Here is a 13,819-nt window from a genome sequence, read left to right as displayed (position 1 = left end):
GCATGCAAATCAAACTCGCCAACCCCCGTGGCTTCTGCGCTGGTGTGGACCGGGCGATCGAAATCGTCAACCGCGCCCTGGAAGTCTTCGGGCCGCCGATCTATGTGCGCCACGAAGTGGTCCACAACAAATTTGTCGTCGAAGACCTGCGCTCCCGTGGTGCGATCTTCGTCGAAGAGCTGGACCAGGTGCCGGACGACGTCATCGTGATCTTCAGTGCCCACGGTGTTTCCCAGGCCGTGCGCAGCGAAGCGGCTGGCCGTGGGCTGAAAGTGTTCGATGCCACGTGCCCGCTGGTGACCAAAGTCCACATCGAAGTGGCGCGCTACAGTCGTGACGGCCGAGAGTGCATTCTCATCGGTCACGCTGGTCACCCGGAAGTCGAAGGCACCATGGGCCAGTATGATGCTGGCAATGGTGGCGCGATCTACCTGGTCGAAGACGAGAAGGATGTCGCGGCGTTGCAGGTGAACAACCCTGAAAAGCTCGCCTTCGTGACCCAGACTACATTGTCGATGGACGATACCAGTCGCGTTATCGACGCTCTGCGTGCACGCTTCCCGGCCATCGGTGGACCGCGCAAGGACGACATTTGCTACGCCACGCAAAACCGTCAGGACGCGGTCAAGCAACTGGCCGACGAGTGTGATGTGGTGCTGGTGGTCGGCAGTCCGAACAGCTCGAACTCCAATCGCTTGCGCGAATTGGCAGAGCGCATGTCCACTCCGGCCTACCTGATCGATGGTGCCGAAGACCTGAAAAAGAGCTGGTTCGACGGCGTCGAGCGTATCGGCATCACCGCTGGCGCATCCGCCCCGGAAGTCCTGGTGCGCGGCGTGATCCAGCAGTTGCAGGCCTGGGGAGCCACCGGTGCTGATGAACTGGCAGGTCGCGAGGAGAACATCACGTTCTCTATGCCTAAAGAACTGCGCGTTCGTTCGTTGCTCTGAACTTGTTTCTTTTTTCGCATAGCGGCTGCTCAACCTTGTCGTTGCGCAAGCTGACGCGACCGGTACGTGCCAACACCACTTGATGTTGGCTTACCGGTTCGCGAAGGGTGCAAATGTATAACGTCCCTCCAAACAGTGACTCGCCCTGACCTCTGAATCGTATGGAGCTTTCGACCCGACTGTTCCCCACAATCGACACGCGTGCGCCGTTCTTGCGTTCGGCCAGCAGTGGATTGTCGCTGTCCATCTCCCCCTTGCCGCTGATATCCAGAATCATCCGCCAGCCTTGGCTCCAGTCGCCATTGATACCGTGAATCACCACGGCCTGGTTGCGGACGATGGCTTCGCTCCGGGCGGCGCGAATACCACTGAAAAGGGCCTGCGCCGCTTGCTGTCTTTGGTTCGACTCGATCAGCGTTGCGAACGTCGGGCTGACCAAATGCAGAACAATTCCTGTAATTGCCAGTCCCATGAGCAGTTCGATCAGGCTGAAGCCTTGTTGCCGCATGACATCTCCCTCCGTGGCGTGCTGTGGCCCGCGCAATCCCTGCACGAGAAATGGCAACGCAAATGCACCGCATCGTTCGAATGTTGTGCTGCGCAAGAGCAGGTATAGCCGAAGGAAGCAGAAGCCCCCTATGGATCATCCTACAAAAGGTTTCACGCTGATCGAGTTGCTGATCGCGATCGCGATCCTTCTGATTCTGCTGACTCTGGCTGTCCCGGCGTTTACCCGCTCGATGCAAACAACGAGGGCGGATACTGAAATCGCTGACCTGCGACGAGCCCTGAATTTTGCCCGGCTTGAAGCCATCGAGCGGGGCAATGCCACACGGGTGCGACCGACGGCCGGTGGGGATGTCTGGAGTGGGGGACTGACGGTTTACGACGGTACTGGCGCTTTGGCCAATGTATTGCGGGTTGTTCCGGCGATGAGCGGCGGTGCAACACTGGCGCTAACCTCTGACGTCACTGCCATCGATTTCAACAGTATGGGCGGATTGTCATCACCGTCCTCAGAGGTGGTGATCAGCTATAGGCGGGGCGCACAAAGCAGGACGCTGACTGTGTGTTTGAACGGACGAATTCTATTGGGTGGAAATTGCGGATGAGGGCAGGGAGGCAAGGCGCGCAGGAGGGCATGACGTTGGTCGAAGTCCTGGTGGCGTTAGTCATTCTGGGAGTGGGCCTGCTGGGGGCGGCGGCGTTTCAGCTCAATGCGCTGAAGTACACGGACAGTGCGCGCATGACCAGTCAGGCCAGTTTTATCGCCTACGACCTGATGGACCGCATTCGCGCCAACGCCGCAGCGGATTACACCATTGCGCCGCCAGCCTCGGGCAATCCGGACGTTACCCGGGATCAGGATCTGTTTGATTTCAACGCCAACATCGTCAGTTCACTCGGAGCCTCCGCGACGGGCAGTGTTACCGTCAACCAGCAGGTGTACACCATCACTATTACCTGGGACGACTCACGGGCCGCGAATACTGCCGATTCGCGACGCAGCTTCATCCTGAGCAGCCGCGCGGCCATTGATCCGATGGTGATCCCGTGAGGCGCCGCAGCAGGGGTTTTGGCCTGGTCGAGTTGCTGATCGCCCTGGCATTGAGCCTGATCGTGGTACTGGGCGTGGTGCAGGTTTTCATCGCGGCCAAGAACACTTATCTCAGCCAGAATGCGGCCGCGAACATGCAGGAGGACGCACGTTTCGTGTTGAGCAAAATGCTTCAGGAAATCCGCATGGTCGGGATGTTCGGTTGCCTGGAAACGATCACTGATTCCAGTAAGAAAGGTGATTTTCATGCCAATCGTGTAACGCCGATCCGTTGGGACAATGGCAGTCGCAGTTTGACGCTGGTAACGGCGGATGTCGGCGGCAATGGCGACAAGCCGGACTGGACCGTGCTTTCCGATTGTAGAACCAATTCGACGGCCTACAGTGAAGGTCGGACGCCAGTGGCAGGGCAACTGGCATTTCCGGTCCGGCGGCTGATTTACAGGTTCAACAACAACCAACTGTTGATGAACGGCGGGACCGCAGCGCCCCAGGTATTGGTGGACAACGTCAGCGCTTTCGACGTGAGCTTCGGCCTGGCCAGCACAGCCACTGATCTGGCTGCTTCGCGCTACAGCAGCAACCCGCCGGACCCCGCGCTGATTCGCAGCGTTCGCCTGAGCCTGACCCTCTTCGATCCGAATCACCGGGTGAGCGATCAAACCTTCAACATGGTTGCCGCTCTGCGCAACCGCTTGCCGTGAGAGGGTGCCAATGAATCGGTCTCCCATGACGTGTTACACCCAGCGCGGCATGGCCCTATTGGTCAGCCTGGTGTTCTTGCTCTTGCTGACGTTGATTGGCCTTTCATCGATGCAGAGCGCCACCCTGCAGGAAAAAATGGCCGGTGGTGTCGCCTTGCGCAACCAGTCGTTCCAGAGTGCCGAAGCCGCATTGCGGGTGGGCGAGAGTACAGTGCAACGGGACAGCTATGCGCTACCTGTTTGTAGTGGCATCGTTCAATGTGCACCGCCGTCCGAATCCTCGACAATTACCGCTGCCGGTTTCAACGCTTCCTCCGGAGTGACCTGGATTGCATCGGGCAACGGCTTTTATGGTGTGCAAAATATTGGTGACAGCGAAGATGCGGTGAATGTGCCAATCAATACCTCGGCGACCTTGTATCGGGTAACGGCAGTCGGCATCGCGGGGCATTCGCGTAGTGTGGTGGAGAGCATCTATGCGAAGTACTGAGCGAGCTGTCAGGTTATGGCCACAACTGTTTGGTGCCATCGTCGCGCTTAACCTGTCGGTGTCGGCGCACGCTGCAATATCAGCGGATTTGCCAGCGCTGAACCGGCCTACCTGTCTGGCCAATGGCAATTGGTATGGTTTTTACCATGGCAATCAGGGGTTGAAGGCCGTCTGCCTGAAGCTGCCCGAAGCGATCAGCGTTAAGATGCTCGACAGCAACGCCGATGGAGTGGTCGACAACAGCGACACGCTATCCGATGGCGTGATCTTTATCGGGGAGCATTCGACCCAGGACGCCAGCAACAATGGCGGGGGCGTGAACGATTCCACTGGCGACGGTACTGCGGGGATGGAAAAATCCGGCGGCAGCCGTCGCATCATGTGGCGACAAATACAGTGAGTGAGAATTGAGGCATGCGTAGTTCCAACCGCGGTTTTACCCTGATCGAAATCATGATCGTGATTGCGATCATCGGTATTGTCATGACCATTGCTGCCCCGAGTTTCACCGAATACCTGAACAAGGGCCGTCGCGCAGAAGTAGCCGGTCTGCTCTCGGAACAGGCGCAGTTCCTGGAGCGTTTCTACTCGCAGAAAAATGCCTACACCGATGCGACGGGCCTCAGTGCCGGCAATGATTACTACAGCATCACACCGACCCTGACCGACCAGACTTTTCTGTTGACGGCGGTGCGCAAGGCTGACTCGAGCATGGCCACTGACAAGTGCGGTGATCTGACCATCACCAACACCGGTGTGCTCGGTATGGTCAACGCGAATTCCGGCCTGACCAGCAAAGACTGCTGGGGGCGCTGAATTTCTATTTCGGGTGCCTTTTGTACCCTCTGTCTATTTAACGATTGGATCAGAACATGACCAGGCAACAGCAAGTGGTGATTGTCGGCGGTGGGGTGATTGGGTTGCTGACGGCCTTCAATCTCGCCTCCGAAGTGCAAAGCGTTGTGCTGCTGGATCGCTCGAGTGTCGGTCAGGAGTCGTCCTGGGCCGGCGGCGGCATCGTGTCGCCGCTTTACCCGTGGCGCTACAGCCCGGCGGTCACCGCGTTGGCTCACTGGTCCCAGGACTTTTATCCACAGCTGGGCGAGCGCTTGTTTGCCGCCACTGGTGTTGATCCTGAAGTGCACACCACCGGTCTGTACTGGCTGGATCTGGATGACGAGGCTGAAGCGCTTGCTTGGGCTGCCCGGGAAAATCGCCCGCTTAGCGCGGTGGATATTTCGGCAGCACACGACGCCGTGCCGGTGCTGGGCAGCGGTTTTTCCCGGGCGATCTACATGGCCGACGTCGCCAATGTGCGTAATCCGCGTCTGGTGAAGTCACTCAAGGCTGCGTTGCTGGCGCTGCCGAACGTGACGATCCATGAGCAGTGCGAAGTCAGCGGGTTTGTTCGTGAGGGCAACAAAGTGGTCGGCGTGCAGACCTCCACAGGTACTGTCCCGGGCGATCAAGTCGTTCTGACGGCGGGGGCCTGGAGCGGTGATTTGCTCAAGCTTCTTGATCTGACACTGCCTGTCGAACCGGTGAAAGGGCAGATGATTCTCTACAAGTGTGCGGCGGACTTCCTGCCGAGCATGGTCCTGGCCAGGGGCCGTTATGCGATTCCCCGGCGAGACGGGCACATACTGATCGGCAGTACGCTGGAGCATGAAGGCTTTGACAAGACGCCGACCGGGTCGGCACTGGAAAGCCTGAAGGTGTCCGCGGTGGAATTGATCCCGGCGCTGGCCGATGCCGAAGTGGTGGGGCATTGGGCCGGATTGCGCCCGGGATCACCCGAAGGCATTCCTTACATCGGCCCGGTGCCAGGGTTTGACGGGCTCTGGCTCAACTGCGGGCATTACCGTAACGGGCTGGTGCTGGCGCCGGCGTCATGCCAGCTGTTTGCCGATGTGATGCTGGGCCGTGCGCCGATTATCGATCCGGCGCCTTATGCGCCTGCCGGAAGACTTTAAAGCCTCAATCCAATCCCAGCTTCTTGAGCCGGTAACGCATCGACCTGAATGACAGGTTCAATCGCTGAGCCGCCGCCGTACGGTTCCAGCGGGTTTCCTCCAGGGCCTGGAGCAGTAGTTGGCGTTCGATGTTTTCCAGGTAGGCTTCCAGATTGTCGATCCGGGTCAGGTCCGGCACGCCACCCTCAGCCCCACAGTTGCCTTCAGCCAGGCGCAGGTCGCCGGCTTCGATCTGTTTGTTCTCACATAAGGTGTGCGCCCGTTCGAGCATGTTTTCCAGTTCCCGCACATTGCCCGGGAAGCGATAGCTCTTCAGCGCATCGAGGGCTTGGGGGTGGAGTCTCGCCGCAGGTTGACCGGTATCGGCGGCCAGACGCTTGAGAATGTGGCTGGCTAACATTTCGATGTCATCACGGCGCTCGCGCAAGGGCGGCACTCGGAGTTCGATCACGTTCAAACGGTAGTAAAGATCATGACGAAATCGTCCGGCGACGACTTCGGTACCAAGGTCCTTATGCGTGGCGCAGAGAATGCGCACATCCACAGCCACTTCCTGCTGCCCGCCAACGCAGCGTACGGATTTCTCCTGAATCGCGCGCAGCAATTTGACTTGCATGGACAGCGGCAGGTCGGCGACTTCGTCGAGTAGCAGGGTGCCGCCGTGAGCTGTCTGGAACAGGCCGGGCTTGTCTTCGATGGCGCCGCTGAAACTGCCTTTGCGATGGCCGAAAAACTCGCTCTCCAACAGTTCCGAGGGAATCGCCGCGCAGTTGATCGCAATGAACGGCTGATTGGCGCGAGGGCTTTGATCGTGGATCAGGCGTGCGACCAACTCCTTGCCGCTACCGGATTCGCCGCTGATGTATACCGTCGCATGGCTGCTGGCCAGTTTGGTGATGTGTTTGCGCAGGTTGCGCATGGGCAATGAGTCGCCCAGCAAGCGACGATCGATGCCGACCCCGTGGGCAGGAACCAGCAGGGCGCTGGTGACCAGCTCACGCAGGCGCGTAAGGTCTACCGGTTTGGTCAGGAAGTCGAATGCCCCGGCCTTGAGCGCATTGATCGCGTTTTCGAGACTGTCATAGGCGGTGATCATTGCCACCTGAACCCGGGGGTGGCGTTGCTGGATGTGCTGCACCAGCTCCAGGCCGGTACCGTCCGGCAACTGCATGTCGGTCAGGCATAGATCGAAGGTTTCGCGTTTCAGCAGGGATTGCGCTTCGCCGACGTTGCGGGCGTTGAACGTCTCCAGCTTCATCCTTCCCAGAGTGATTTCCAGGAGTTCGCGAATGTCCGGTTCGTCATCGACAATCAAGACTTTTTGTCGTGGTCTGGTGTTCAACGTGGGTTCCGTCCGAGAGCAAAGGTCATGCAAAAGCAGCCGCTTTCCTGGCGTGCCTTGAAGTCTAGGCGGGACAGAATGCTTTCGCCCGGCTGGCCGGACAGATAAAGCCCCAGGCCCTTGATATGGCGGACCAGGGCTTCATTTTCGAGTATTTCCAGTGATTTCAGCTCGAGCCGCAGCGACGACATTCGCTCGCGGCGCTGCAAGTGCAGGACGTTTTCGATTATCCGGTTCATTCGCAGAGAGAGGTCTTGAATAATCTGCGTCAGACGTCGATCGACACCTTTCAGTTCCTTGGGTACGCGCAATAGTCCTTAATCGGCCGCTATTTCCGGTGGCGTGTCAGCGGTCGCTGGAACCCTTGTCTTGCTCGAGGTGAGCCTGGCTGCAATACCATCGTTGGTCGAGGCTCAGCGCGCGGTCGCGGGGCAGGTGGACGCCACAATGGGCGCAACGGACCATGGGCGCCGCGTCCCGCTCGGCAGGGGGCCTGGGGGGGGAAGCCTGACCCTTGAACTTGCGCCAGAACCACACTGCAGCGGCAATCAGGGCAATCCAGAACAATAAACGAAGCATGGTGAGCAGCTTTTTGATTGATGAAGCGGCAGTTTAGCCAAGGACCTGACAGGCGCACAGTGTAATAAAGCGCCGAAATAAAAAAGGGAGACTCGAAAGTCTCCCTTTTTGCACAACCCGGGGTGTCAGTCGAACACGCCGAAGGTCATGTAGCTGAACCACGAGCGGTCACTGTTGTTGCCTTCCGCTTCGTGATTTTCTTCTTCGATCGCGTCGCCATTGTCGTCTTTAGGCTTGAGCTCGCTCGGGATGGCGTCCTTGGCGTCCTGGAACTGCCTCTGTACGTCCTGGTTGGCGCGGGTTTCGCCCGGTGGCAGCGGCGGACGGGACTCGATCAGGCCCAGGGTCGCCTTGCTCAGCCACGAACGGTTGTCCGCTTCGGCGACGGTCGGTACGAACTGGCCGTCCACCAGCGTCGGGTGGTTTGGGTAGTTGAGCTTCAAGGTTTCCAGGCTGGTGGCAGCCAGTTCGTCCAGGTGCAGGCGCTGATAAGCCTCGGTCATCACCGCCAGGCCGTCGCCGACCGAAGGGGTTTCCTGGAAGTTTTCCACCACGTAACGACCGCGGTTCGCGGCGGCGACATAGGCCTGACGGGTCAGGTAGTAGTCGGCCACGTGAATTTCGTATGCCGCCAGCAAGTTGCGCAGATAGATCATGCGCTGCTTGGCATCCGGTGCGTAACGGCTGTTCGGGAAGCGGCTGGTCAGCTGGGCGAACTCGTTATAGGAGTCGCGGGCGGCGCCTGGGTCACGCTTGGTCATGTCCAGCGGCAGGAAACGCGCCAGCAGGCCGACGTCCTGGTCGAAAGAAGTCAGGCCTTTGAGGTAGTAGGCATAATCGACGTTCGGATGCTGTGGGTGCAGGCGAATGAAACGTTCAGCAGCGGACTTGGCCGCTTCTGGCTCGGTGTTCTTGTAGTTGGCGTAGATGAGTTCGAGTTGCGCCTGATCGGCATAGCGACCGAACGGATAACGCGATTCCAGAGCCTTCAGCTTGGCGATGGCACTGGTGTAGCTACTGTTGTCCAGGTCATTTTGAGCCTGTTGGTACAGCTCGACTTCACTAAGGTTTTCGTCTACGACTTCCTTCGATGAGCAAGCAGCGGTCAATGCGAGGATGGCGATCAGCAGCAGGTGTTTCACTTGCATGGCGGCTTGCGTCCCTATGACGGCCGCTGTCTTGGGCGTGGCCGTCCTGTTATGATGAGTGCCCCGTTGAATAGCCTCGGGGCAAAAGACGCCGTATTTAACCACAAGCGCGCAGCCGAAACCAAAGGCTGTGCCGACGCCTAGTCTGAGCATGTCCGATAAAATTGAACTTCGCGCAGAGGTGCCGTCCGAATTGGGCGGCCAACGCCTCGATCAAGTCGCCGCACAATTATTCGCTGAGCACTCGCGCTCGCGCCTTTCCGCCTGGATCAAAGACGGCCGCCTGACTGTGGATGGGGCGGTTATCCGCCCGCGAGACATCGTCCACGGTGGCGCCATCCTTGAGCTGACTGCCGAGCAGGAAGCTCAGGGCGAATGGGTCGCTCAAGACATAGCCCTGGATATCGTCTATGAAGACGACGATATCCTGGTGATCAACAAGCCTGCGGGCCTGGTGGTGCATCCGGCTGCCGGTCATGCCGACGGCACCTTGCTCAACGCCTTGCTGCACCACGTGCCGGACATCATCAATGTGCCCCGCGCCGGTATCGTGCATCGCCTGGACAAGGACACCACCGGTCTGATGGTGGTGGCCAAGACCATTCAAGCGCAGACGCAGCTGGTTACACAGTTGCAGAGTCGCAGCGTCAGCCGGATCTACGAGTGCATCGTGATCGGTGTGGTGACCGCCGGTGGCAAGATCAACGCGCCGATCGGTCGTCACGGCCAGCAACGCCAGCGCATGGCCGTGATGGAGGGTGGCAAGCAAGCCGTCAGCCATTACCGAGTGCTCGAACGCTTCCGCTCCCACACCCACGTGCGGGTGAAGCTGGAAACCGGTCGTACGCACCAGATTCGCGTGCACATGGCGCACATCAACTATCCGTTGGTCGGAGATCCTGCCTACGGCGGTCGTTTCCGTATTCCGCCGGCCGCCAACCCAACGATGGTCGAGTCGCTGAAAAACTTCCCGCGTCAGGCGCTGCATGCGCGTTTCCTGGAACTGGATCATCCGACCACCGGTCAGCGCATGAGCTGGGAATCGCCATTGCCGGAAGATTTCGTCTGGTTGCTGACCCTGCTCAAGCAAGACCGTGAGGCATTCATCGGATGAGTGACTGGCTGATTCCTGACTGGCCCGCGCCGGCCGGGGTCAAAGCCTGTGTGACCACCCGAGCGGGCGGCGTCAGTCTGGCGCCGTTCGACAGCCTCAATCTCGGCGATCACGTCGACGACAGCCCTGAAGCTGTTGCCGAGAATCGCCGTCGTCTGACCGATCATTTCTCCATTCAACCGGCCTGGCTGCAGCAGGTCCACGGCATTGTCGTGGCCCATGCCGATCCAGGCCAAGTGGTCACCGCAGATGCCAGTTGGACGTCGACGCCCGGTATCGCCTGTGCAGCGATGACTGCTGACTGCCTGCCAGCGCTGTTTTGTGACCGTGCCGGCACTCGCGTTGCGGCAGCCCATGCCGGCTGGCGCGGGTTGGCGTCGGGTGTGCTGGAAGCGACCCTCGATAATCTGGCCGTACCACCTGCCGAGGTGCTGGTATGGCTCGGTCCGGCCATTGGTCCACAAGCGTTTGAAGTTGGCTCCGAAGTGCGCGAAACCTTCGTGCAGCAACTGCCTCAAGCAGCAGAAGCCTTCGTGCCAAGTCAAAACCCCGGCAAGTTCATGGCTGACATCTATATGCTGGCGCGTTTGCGTCTGGCGGCTCGCGGTGTAACGGCTGTCTATGGTGGCGGTTTCTGCACCGTGACCGATCCTCGCTTCTTTTCTTACCGCCGTGCGCCCCGCACTGGCCGATTCGCCTCACTTATCTGGCTCGAACGCTAGACTTTCCTGACCTGCATCAACCTCAGGACGCTTGAAACTCCCAGAATCGACCACATCTATTGTGCTATCTGGCAGGTTTCTTCATTCAGGATGTTTTATAGGTCCGGCCTGCTCAAAAGGAAGGTGACCCATGCGTATAGACCGTTTAACCAGCAAATTGCAGTTAGCGTTGTCCGATGCCCAATCCCTGGCTGTCGGCCACGATCATCCGGCCATTGAACCGGCGCACCTGATGCAAGCCTTGCTCGAACAGCAGGGCGGCTCGATCAAGCCCCTGCTGATGCAGGTGGGCTTCGACGTCAACAGCCTGCGTAAAGAGCTGACCAAAGAGCTCGACCAGCTACCGAAAATCCAGAACCCGACCGGTGACGTGAATATGTCGCAGGATCTGGCGCGTCTGCTCAACCAGGCCGATCGTCTGGCTCAGCAGAAGGGCGACCAATTCATCTCCAGCGAGCTGGTGCTGCTCGCCGCCATGGACGAGAACAGCAAGCTCGGCAAGCTGTTGCTCGGTCAGGGCGTGAGCAAGAAAGCCCTGGAAAATGCGATCAACAACCTGCGCGGTGGCGAAGCCGTCAACGACCCGAACCACGAAGAGTCCCGTCAGGCCCTGGATAAATACACCGTCGACCTGACCAAACGCGCCGAAGACGGCAAGCTCGACCCGGTGATCGGCCGTGACGATGAGATTCGCCGGACCATCCAGGTGCTGCAACGTCGTACCAAGAACAACCCGGTGCTGATCGGTGAGCCTGGCGTGGGTAAAACCGCCATCGCCGAAGGCCTGGCCCAGCGCATCATCAATGGCGAAGTGCCGGATGGCCTCAAGGGCAAGCGCTTGTTGTCCCTGGACATGGGGGCGCTGATTGCCGGTGCCAAGTATCGCGGTGAGTTTGAAGAGCGGCTCAAGGCGTTGCTCAATGAACTGTCAAAGCAGGAAGGGCAGATCATTCTGTTCATCGACGAACTGCACACCATGGTCGGCGCCGGCAAGGGCGAAGGCTCGATGGATGCGGGCAATATGCTCAAGCCGGCCCTGGCCCGCGGTGAGCTGCACTGTGTGGGCGCCACCACGCTCAACGAGTACCGCCAATACATTGAGAAGGACGCCGCTCTCGAGCGACGTTTCCAGAAAGTGCTGGTGGATGAGCCGAGCGAAGAAGACACCATCGCCATCCTGCGTGGCCTCAAGGAGCGTTATGAGGTTCACCACAAGGTGGCGATTACCGACGGCGCGATCATTGCCGCGGCCAAACTCAGCCATCGCTACATCACTGACCGCCAGTTGCCGGACAAGGCCATCGACCTGATCGATGAAGCTGCCAGCCGCATCCGCATGGAGATCGACTCCAAGCCGGAAGTACTGGACCGTCTCGAGCGTCGCCTGATTCAGTTGAAGGTGGAATCCCAGGCACTGAAGAAAGAAAGCGACGACGCGGCGAAGAAACGTCTGGAAAAATTGCAGGAAGAAATCGCACGTCTAGAGCGTGAGTACTCGGATCTCGAAGAAATCTGGAACTCGGAAAAAGCTGAGGTCCAGGGTTCTGCGCAGATCCAGCAGAAAATCGAGCAGTCCCGTCAGGAGCTGGAGACGGCCCGCCGCAAAGGCGATCTGAACCGCATGGCGGAGTTGCAGTACGGCGTGATCCCGGACCTGGAACGCAGTCTGCAAATGGTCGACCAGCATGGCAAACCCGAAAACCAGCTGCTGCGCAGCAAGGTGACTGAGGAAGAGATCGCCGAAGTCGTTTCGAAGTGGACCGGTATTCCAGTGTCGAAAATGCTCGAAGGCGAGCGCGAAAAACTGATGAAGATGGAAAGCCTGTTGCACCAGCGTGTGATTGGCCAGGAAGAAGCGGTCGTGGCGGTCTCCAACGCGGTGCGGCGTTCCCGCGCCGGCTTGTCCGACCCGAATCGCCCGAGCGGCTCGTTCATGTTCCTCGGCCCGACCGGTGTCGGTAAAACCGAGCTGTGTAAGGCGCTGGCCGAATTCCTCTTTGATACCGAAGAGGCGATGGTGCGGATCGACATGTCCGAGTTCATGGAGAAACATTCCGTGGCTCGCTTGATCGGTGCGCCACCAGGCTATGTGGGGTATGAAGAGGGCGGTTACCTGACCGAGGCCGTGCGTCGCAAGCCGTACTCGGTGATCCTCATGGACGAAGTCGAGAAGGCGCACCCGGATGTGTTCAACATCTTGCTGCAAGTGCTCGAAGACGGTCGTCTGACCGACAGCCATGGCCGCACGGTGGATTTCAAGAACACCGTGATAGTCATGACTTCCAACCTGGGGTCGGTGCAGATCCAGGAACTGGTCGGTGATCGTGAGGCGCAGCGTGCAGCGGTGATGGATGCGATTTCCAGCCACTTCCGGCCGGAGTTCATCAACCGGGTCGACGAAGTGGTGATCTTCGAGCCGTTGGCGCGGGATCAGATCGCCGGCATTACCGAGATCCAGTTGGGCCGCCTGCGCAGTCGCCTGACCGAACGGGAGCTGAAGCTTGAGCTCAGCCCTGAAGCCATGGACAAGCTGATCGCGGTCGGTTACGACCCGGTGTACGGCGCACGGCCGCTCAAGCGCGCTATCCAGCGCTGGATCGAGAACCCGCTGGCGCAGTTGATACTGTCCGGTCGATTCATGCCGGGCGACACGGCTCATGGTGTGGTGGAAAACGACGAAATCGTCTTCGTCTGATCCAGATCGGCAACAAAATTGAAAAGGCCTCGCATTGTGAGGCCTTTTTTTCGTTAGGCTGTTGAACTCAAAGGAAAAGGCTTGTAAAGTGCGCCCCGCAGTAAGTCACCCGCCAGGGTTTCGGCTCACAAGGCAGGAATCCAAAATAAGTTGCAAATCATTAACTTGAAAGCAATTTAGGGGGTTGACAGAGGTGCTGAAGATTGTAGAATAGCGCGCCTCAGACACACGAACGCAGCGATGCGAACGGGTTGAAGAGAACGCAGTAAAGCTTCAAAGTTGTAAATTGAAATGTGTAGTTCCGTGATAGCTCAGTCGGTAGAGCAAATGACTGTTAATCATTGGGTCCCAGGTTCGAGTCCTGGTCACGGAGCCAATTTCAAACCGGGGTATAGCGCAGTCCGGTAGCGCGCCTGCTTTGGGAGCAGGATGTCAGGAGTTCGAATCCCCTTACCCCGACCATTTTTGGGTCGTTAGCTCAGTTGGTAGAGCAGTTGGCTTTTAACCAATTGGTCGTAGGTTCGAATCCCACACGACCCACCAT

The 13,819-nt window shown here is 58.8% G+C and carries 16 protein-coding genes and 3 tRNA genes; 14 read left to right on the top strand and 5 right to left on the bottom strand.

Going from position 1 to position 13,819, the window contains the following annotated elements:
* Positions 1 to 2: 2 nt before the first annotated feature.
* Complete coding sequence (gene ispH / locus AC3WTM_RS05435; protein ID WP_102672624.1) at positions 3 to 950, top strand: 4-hydroxy-3-methylbut-2-enyl diphosphate reductase; 948 nt, start codon at positions 3 to 5, stop codon at positions 948 to 950.
* On the opposite strand, the gene AC3WTM_RS05430 is transcribed toward ispH, so the two are convergent.
* Complete coding sequence (locus AC3WTM_RS05430; protein WP_102672623.1) at positions 919 to 1,458, bottom strand: GspH/FimT family pseudopilin; 540 nt, start codon at positions 1,456 to 1,458, stop codon at positions 919 to 921. The two genes, ispH and AC3WTM_RS05430, sit on opposite strands and share 32 nt — an antisense overlap.
* A 130-nt stretch (positions 1,459 to 1,588) precedes the next feature.
* On the opposite strand from AC3WTM_RS05430, the gene AC3WTM_RS05425 reads away from it, so the two are divergent.
* The 7 genes from AC3WTM_RS05425 to thiO are packed head-to-tail and all read left to right on the top strand — an operon-like array spanning position 1,589 to position 5,675.
* The gene (locus AC3WTM_RS05425) at positions 1,589 to 2,062 is read left to right on the top strand and encodes a GspH/FimT family protein (RefSeq protein WP_102672622.1); all 474 of its coding nucleotides are present in this window, start codon (positions 1,589 to 1,591) and stop codon (positions 2,060 to 2,062) included.
* Positions 2,059 to 2,508, top strand: coding sequence for a type IV pilus modification protein PilV (gene pilV, locus AC3WTM_RS05420; protein WP_102672621.1), 450 nt, complete (start codon positions 2,059 to 2,061; stop codon positions 2,506 to 2,508). The genes AC3WTM_RS05425 and pilV overlap by 4 nt, the downstream gene beginning before the upstream one ends.
* A complete protein-coding gene (locus AC3WTM_RS05415; RefSeq protein ID WP_102672620.1) occupies positions 2,505 to 3,212 on the top strand; it encodes a PilW family protein in 708 nt (235 codons plus the stop codon). The genes pilV and AC3WTM_RS05415 overlap by 4 nt, the downstream gene beginning before the upstream one ends.
* Positions 3,213 to 3,222: 10 nt before the next feature.
* Positions 3,223 to 3,702: a pilus assembly PilX family protein gene (locus AC3WTM_RS05410; RefSeq protein ID WP_102672619.1), complete on the top strand. Its 480-nt coding sequence runs from the start codon at positions 3,223 to 3,225 to the stop codon at positions 3,700 to 3,702.
* Complete coding sequence (locus tag AC3WTM_RS05405) at positions 3,689 to 4,102, top strand: hypothetical protein (protein WP_102672618.1); 414 nt, start codon at positions 3,689 to 3,691, stop codon at positions 4,100 to 4,102. The genes AC3WTM_RS05410 and AC3WTM_RS05405 overlap by 14 nt, the downstream gene beginning before the upstream one ends.
* A gap of 14 nt (positions 4,103 to 4,116) precedes the next feature.
* Positions 4,117 to 4,518, top strand: a complete 402-nt coding sequence (locus tag AC3WTM_RS05400; protein WP_102672617.1) for a type IV pilin protein — start codon at positions 4,117 to 4,119, stop codon at positions 4,516 to 4,518.
* Positions 4,519 to 4,574: 56 nt separating this feature from the next.
* The gene (gene thiO, locus AC3WTM_RS05395) at positions 4,575 to 5,675 is read left to right on the top strand and encodes a glycine oxidase ThiO (protein WP_102672616.1); all 1,101 of its coding nucleotides are present in this window, start codon (positions 4,575 to 4,577) and stop codon (positions 5,673 to 5,675) included.
* A 4-nt stretch (positions 5,676 to 5,679) separates the two neighbouring features.
* Here thiO and AC3WTM_RS05390 read toward each other — a convergent pair whose 3' ends face one another.
* The 4 genes from AC3WTM_RS05390 to AC3WTM_RS05375 all read right to left on the bottom strand — a co-directional run bounded on the left by AC3WTM_RS05390 (position 5,680) and on the right by AC3WTM_RS05375 (position 8,744).
* Positions 5,680 to 7,017, bottom strand: coding sequence for a sigma-54-dependent transcriptional regulator (locus AC3WTM_RS05390; protein ID WP_102672615.1), 1,338 nt, complete (start codon positions 7,015 to 7,017; stop codon positions 5,680 to 5,682).
* On the bottom strand, positions 7,014 to 7,328 hold the full coding sequence (locus AC3WTM_RS05385; protein ID WP_256586129.1) for a hypothetical protein: 315 nt from the start codon (positions 7,326 to 7,328) through the stop codon (positions 7,014 to 7,016). The genes AC3WTM_RS05390 and AC3WTM_RS05385 overlap by 4 nt, the downstream gene beginning before the upstream one ends.
* Positions 7,329 to 7,362: 34 nt before the next feature.
* Positions 7,363 to 7,596 (bottom strand): PP0621 family protein, encoded by a 234-nt coding sequence (locus AC3WTM_RS05380; RefSeq protein ID WP_102672613.1) that lies wholly within the window; start codon positions 7,594 to 7,596, stop codon positions 7,363 to 7,365.
* Positions 7,597 to 7,721: 125 nt separating this feature from the next.
* Positions 7,722 to 8,744: an outer membrane protein assembly factor BamD gene (locus tag AC3WTM_RS05375; protein WP_057713251.1), complete on the bottom strand. Its 1,023-nt coding sequence runs from the start codon at positions 8,742 to 8,744 to the stop codon at positions 7,722 to 7,724.
* A gap of 151 nt (positions 8,745 to 8,895) precedes the next feature.
* Between AC3WTM_RS05375 and rluD the strand changes: the two genes are divergently transcribed.
* The 6 genes from rluD (at position 8,896) to AC3WTM_RS05345 (ending at position 13,818) form a co-directional block, all read left to right on the top strand.
* Positions 8,896 to 9,858, top strand: coding sequence for a 23S rRNA pseudouridine(1911/1915/1917) synthase RluD (gene rluD, locus AC3WTM_RS05370; RefSeq protein WP_008052092.1), 963 nt, complete (start codon positions 8,896 to 8,898; stop codon positions 9,856 to 9,858).
* A complete protein-coding gene (gene pgeF, locus AC3WTM_RS05365) occupies positions 9,855 to 10,580 on the top strand; it encodes a peptidoglycan editing factor PgeF (protein WP_102672612.1) in 726 nt (241 codons plus the stop codon). Before rluD ends, pgeF begins: the two co-directional genes overlap by 4 nt.
* Before the next feature lie 130 nt (positions 10,581 to 10,710).
* Positions 10,711 to 13,275, top strand: coding sequence for an ATP-dependent chaperone ClpB (clpB, locus tag AC3WTM_RS05360; protein WP_102672611.1), 2,565 nt, complete (start codon positions 10,711 to 10,713; stop codon positions 13,273 to 13,275).
* Positions 13,276 to 13,575: 300 nt separating this feature from the next.
* Positions 13,576 to 13,651: transfer RNA gene (locus AC3WTM_RS05355), tRNA-Asn, on the top strand.
* 9 nt (positions 13,652 to 13,660) lie between these two features.
* Positions 13,661 to 13,737 (top strand) — tRNA-Pro (locus tag AC3WTM_RS05350).
* 5 nt (positions 13,738 to 13,742) lie between these two features.
* Positions 13,743 to 13,818: transfer RNA gene (locus tag AC3WTM_RS05345), tRNA-Lys, on the top strand.
* Position 13,819: the final 1 nt, after the last annotated feature.

The organism is Pseudomonas sp. EU05-FHT14B02, assembly GCF_058791055.1.
This window is presented reverse-complemented; position numbering and strand designations above follow the sequence as displayed.